Below are 2,417 nucleotides of genomic sequence, written 5' to 3' on the forward strand. Positions count from 1 at the left end.
ACCTTGTATGGTTATCTATACCTTTCTGTACAATAAACAGAGCCAACTGGTAAAGGATCTGGATGAAGCAACGGTGAAATTCCTGAATTATCTGAAGAAGAAAAAGTCCTGATGAAGCTCTCTTTTGTTACCCGACCCAAGCCTTCGGATTCTGCCGGAATCACAGATATAGATGTAACCCCGGTGATGAACATGTTTGTTATTCTGATACCTTTTCTGGTATCTATGGCCGTTTTTACCCATTTGTCTATAATCGAGTTTTCTCTTCCTCCCAATGTGAGTACCTCCATGGCCGATCAACCCCAAAAGCCACGTCCCCGTTTAACCGTGCGTCTGGGTAATGACTATCTGGCAATAGTACTCGGGGAAACTCTTCTGGATTCACTTGCAGTGCAGGGCCAATCTTTTCCTTTTGATTCTCTTGCTGTCTGTCTGAAAAACCGCAGGCTCGAGATGGATTATCATGAGGAGGTGATTGTGGCGGCAACCGATAAGATTCCCTTTAAGTATGTGGTAAGAGTAATGGATCTATGCAGGATTGCAGGGTTTGAAAAAATCGGATTGTCCAGTGCTACCCAGGATCCGGGAGCTCCGTTATGAGCTTTTTAAAAAAACGGTTTGAGCAGACCGAAGAGTCGACCTTTCGTCCTCAATTGACTTCATTAGTGGATGTGATGACTATTTTACTGGTTTTTCTGATAAAGAATTTCTCAGTGGAAGGCAATCTTATCACTTCGTCTCAAGATCTGATTCTTCCGGTTTCTTCTTCAGAGAAAGCGGCTCAGGTTCGCAGCTCAATAGAGATTACCAGAAATGTGATCATTTCTGAAGGGCATACAATTATCACTATAGAAGAGCTTATGCGTACTGATTCCATGCTTATAGCACCAGTATTCGATTGGATGAAGGCGGTTCGCAGCAGAAATCAGAATTCCAAGACTGCATCTTCGCTTCTTATTCAGTGTGACAGGGAAGTGGAGTTTGCGGTCATAAAAAAAGTCATGTTCAGTTGCTCGAAAGCTGGTTTTACCGATTTTTCGGTACTGGTGATCCAGGAGGAATAGGTGGATAGGAACTCACAGGAGTGGTTGCTCCAGTTTTATGCCAGAACCGACAAGAAAGCCCAGCCTGAACAGCGAAGTTTAACCCTGATTCTTATTGTTATTTCCTTATTATTTGTTTCGTTGGGTCTTTTTCTCAAGCATCAGAAACCTGCACCAGAAACAGTTCAGCAAAAAATCGAGCGTATTCAGACCCGGTTTGTCTTTGAGCAGAAAACTCCTCTTGAAATTGTGGAAAAGAAGAAACCACAGCCAAAAGAAAAGCCACAACCGCTTCAGAAAAAAGAGCCTTTGGATTTGACTAAAAAACCTGTTATTACGAAGGATGTGCCTGAAGAAGTAGAGCCTGAAGTCCCAAAAAAGGTAAAGAAGCCGGTGCGTCGGGTTTACGGGCTTAAAAAAGTCTACTCTTCAGGAATAGGGGCCTCCAACGATGCATCCAGTGCCATAATAGGAAAACAGGGAAATACTCTTAATACACCAATTGACACATTTAAGGTGACCGAACAGGAGTTAAAGGGCGAGCTGGCATCTGTCACTTCGGTCACCACTCTTCCGCGGTTGAAATTCCATGTCAAACCCGAGTACACAAAAGAGATGTTGGAAAACCGCATCGAAGGTGTTGTGCGGGTAAAGGTGCTGATCGATGTCGATGGTAAAGTGAAAAAAGTGATAATCCTGGATGACCTTGGGTATGGTTCCAAAGAAAAAATTTATGAAGCATGCATGAAACTGGAGTTTGAACCAGCCTATCAGGGTGAGACTCCTATGGCTTCTTGGCAACTGATACGGTTCCGATTCCAGATGGTTCAGGGCTAGCTCAATAATTTCTGGAAATGTCTTGATACAGCTCTCTTCTTAAACGTTTATCTACCTGCCATAAGCGCTAAAGCCAGATTCTTGCACGCCGCTTGCTCTATATCAGTTCAGAATACTTTGACTTCTGTTACATCAGGTCTGAACTGGATACGTGCTTATGCGCAATGTCTTATTCCTCACGCTGTATACACTCGTTGTTGCAGTAAATTCCGGAGCGGCTGACAACCTGCCTTCTCTGCAGCAGGAGCCGCAACTGATAAGATCGGTAAATGTCCGGTATCCTTCATCGATTACCCGGTTGGGCATAACCGGCACGGTAGTTCTTAATCTGCTGCTTAATGAGAGAGGGATGGTAGATTCGGTGAGTGTAGTAAGCGGGTTGCATCCGGTTCTGGACTCCCAAATCGTAAATGCAGTTTTTCAGTTTAAATTTACTCCGGCAATGGTCTCAGGAAAACCGGTTCCGGTTATTATAAATTATCATTATAAAATCACTACTGATGATCTTCTGAAGGCCTGTAATATCCAGGAATATAT

Annotated in this window: 4 protein-coding genes; all 4 read left to right on the top strand. The window is 43.6% G+C overall.

The window, feature by feature from the left end; genetic code table 11:
* Nucleotides 1–111 precede the first annotated feature (111 nt).
* Nucleotides 112–600: a biopolymer transporter ExbD gene (locus GX089_00420; protein ID NLP00934.1), complete on the top strand. Its 489-nt coding sequence runs from the start codon at nucleotides 112–114 to the stop codon at nucleotides 598–600.
* Nucleotides 597–1,064: a hypothetical protein gene (locus GX089_00425; protein ID NLP00935.1), complete on the top strand. Its 468-nt coding sequence runs from the start codon at nucleotides 597–599 to the stop codon at nucleotides 1,062–1,064. Before GX089_00420 ends, GX089_00425 begins: the two co-directional genes overlap by 4 nt.
* Nucleotides 1,065–1,880, top strand: coding sequence for a hypothetical protein (locus GX089_00430; protein ID NLP00936.1), 816 nt, complete (start codon nucleotides 1,065–1,067; stop codon nucleotides 1,878–1,880). It begins immediately after the preceding gene.
* Nucleotides 1,881–2,037: 157 nt separating this feature from the next.
* Nucleotides 2,038–2,417 (top strand): energy transducer TonB (locus GX089_00435; protein ID NLP00937.1); only part of this gene is annotated, 380 nt, incomplete at its 3' end.

Origin of the sequence: Fibrobacter sp. (genome assembly GCA_012523595.1) — a bacterium.
Classification (GTDB): Bacteria; Fibrobacterota; Chitinivibrionia; order Chitinivibrionales; family Chitinispirillaceae; genus JAAYIG01.

Bases quoted from the DNA above. Each gene is read 5' to 3' on its own strand.
- GX089_00420 (NLP00934.1), top strand. From the start codon at position 112: ATGAAGCTCTCTTTTGTTACCCGACCCAAGCCTTCGGATTCTGCCGGA.
- GX089_00425 (NLP00935.1), top strand. From the start codon at position 597: ATGAGCTTTTTAAAAAAACGGTTTGAGCAGACCGAAGAGTCGACCTTT.